Here is a 2,398-nt window from a genome sequence, read left to right as displayed (position 1 = left end):
GGGCCGATCATCTGCTCGGGACGGACCACGGCGTCAAAGGTTGCCTCGTCCACAAAGCCCAGTGCAACCGCCTCTTCTTTCAGAGTGGTGCCGTTCTTATGCGCGGTTTTGGCAACCTTGGTGGCATTGTCGTAACCGATGGTCGGCGCCAGTGCCGTGACCAGCATCAGCGACTCTTTCATCAGCTTATCGATGCGCGGCTCATTGGCCTGGATGCCGTTCAGCATCCGCTCGGTAAAGCTGTCCGCCGCGTCGCCCAAGAGCTGGATGGATTGCAGCAGGTTGTAGGACATCATCGGGTTGTAGACGTTCAACTCAAAATGACCCTGCGAGCCCGCGAATTTGATCGCGGCATCATTGCCCATCACATGGGCGGCCACCTGGGTCAGTGCCTCTGCCTGGGTCGGATTTACTTTGCCCGGCATGATTGAGGAGCCTGGCTCATTCTCCGGCAGGATCAGCTCACCCAGGCCAGAGCGCGGGCCGGAGCCGAGGAAGCGGATGTCGTTGGCAATCTTGTAGCAGCTGCCCGCAATGGTGGCCAAAGCGCCGGACAGGAATACCATCGCGTCATGGGCGGCCAGTGCCTCGAACTTGTTCGGCGCGGTGACAAAGGGCAGGCCGGTGATTTCCGCCATATTGGCAGCAACGGTTTCGCCCCAGCCTTTTTGGGTGTTCAGACCGGTGCCGACCGCAGTGCCGCCCTGTGCCAGCTCATAGATGCCGGGCATCGCCGCTTCGACCCGCGCCAGACCCTGGCGGATCTGATGCGCATAGCCGCCGAACTCCTGGCCCAGCGTCAGCGGGGTGGCGTCCTGGGTATGGGTGCGGCCGATCTTGATGATGTCCTTGAACGCTTCGGCCTTTGCCTCCAGCCCTTCGGCGAGCTTGGTCAGGCCCGGCACCAGCACGTCGCGAACGGACATCGCGGTGGCAATATGCATGGCAGTGGGGAAGGTATCGTTGGAAGACTGGCCCATATTACAGTGATCGTTCGGGTGCACCGGATCCTTGGAGCCAATCACGCCGCCCAGGATCTCGATCGCGCGGTTGGCGATCACTTCGTTGGAGTTCATGTTGGACTGGGTGCCGGAGCCGGTCTGCCACACCACCAGCGGGAAGTTGTCGTCGAATTTGCCCGCGACAACTTCGCCGGCTGCTTGAATAACGGCATCACCGATCCGGGCGTCCAGCTTGCCCGAGGCCTTGTTGGCCATGGCGCAGGCCTGTTTGATCACCCCCAGCGCGCGCACAATGGCGACAGGCTGCTTTTCCCAGCCGATCGGGAAGTTCATGATCGACCGCTGGGTCTGGGCGCCCCAATACTTGTCTGCGGGGACTTCAAGCGGGCCAAAGCTGTCGGTTTCGGTGCGGGTTTCGGACATCCGTCTTCTCTCCGTTGAGTATGCGATTGTATGCCGTGTAGCCTGTGCCGGAATGCGGCGCAATTGGCCAGTTGCGCGCAGCATAGCCAAATGGCAGGTAAGGTATAGTGTCGAATTGGCGCAATCCAATCCATGCCATTGTCTCAATCCATGCTATGGTTACACTGCGTGGGACGGGGCGGGAGACGGGCAAATTTGTATCCGGAAAGGAATTGATCGTGCCAATCCGTCTGTGTGAAGTTCTGTCACTGAAATCCCTGGCCGTGCCTGCATTGGCCGCCTGTTTGCTGCTGTGCGGGGCGGTGCAGGGGATTGCTGCCGGTATTTCGCAGTTTGCCGGCGAATATTCCGGCAGCGTCGACGTCGTCAAGACAGATGGCGACACCGATCCCCGGGACATGAGCGTTATCATCCACGAGATGAAGAAGGGGTTCACCATCAAATGGACTTCGACCACCGAAAAGGATGACGGCCGCAAAAAGACCAAGACCTATGAAATCGAATTCCAGCAAAGCGGGCGCAATGGCGTCTACTCTGCGGCAATGACACGCAATGTGTTTGGTCATGCGGTGCCGTTGAACCCGATGGAAGGCGAACCCTTCGTCTGGGGCCGGCTGACTGGCGAAACGCTGACGGTCTTTTCGCTGTTTATTCACCCGAACGGCGACTACGAGATGCAGCAGTATGACAGGACCCTGGCCGATGGCGGGCTGGATCTGGTTTACATTTCACGGCTGAACGGCGAACCGCGCCGGCGGCTGGAGACCTTCCTGGCCAAGCAATAGGCCAAGGAACAGGCCGGACATGAAAAAGGCAGCCGGACGGGCTGCCTGATACTGCGCGATGGGTCAGTCCGCCTATTTGCGGAAGCTGTCCAGCGACACGACATCCGCGTCTTTCTTGTCTTCTTCCGCTGGCTCCTCGGCGCCGTCTTGTTCCTCAGCCGCATCTGTGACCGCGGAAAAGCCTTCCGGCTCTTCGTCGGCGGACTCAAACCGCAGTCCGAACTCCAC

2 protein-coding genes are annotated in these 2,398 nt (G+C 59.9%); one reads left to right on the top strand and one right to left on the bottom strand.

Annotation, left to right across the window (positions count from 1 at the left end; translation table 11 throughout):
- Positions 1-1,385: class II fumarate hydratase (fumC, locus tag A2I95_RS31805; protein ID WP_291736253.1), on the bottom strand; the 1,385-nt coding region annotated here is incomplete at its 3' end.
- A gap of 218 nt (positions 1,386-1,603) precedes the next feature.
- Between fumC and A2I95_RS31800 the strand changes: the two genes are divergently transcribed.
- The gene (locus A2I95_RS31800; RefSeq protein WP_367153154.1) at positions 1,604-2,170 is read left to right on the top strand and encodes a hypothetical protein; all 567 of its coding nucleotides are present in this window, start codon (positions 1,604-1,606) and stop codon (positions 2,168-2,170) included.
- Positions 2,171-2,398 lie beyond the last annotated feature (228 nt).

This window comes from Leisingera sp. F5, assembly GCF_001593695.1.
Note: the sequence above shows the minus strand (reverse complement) of the source record. Positions and strands in the feature narration are given on the sequence as shown.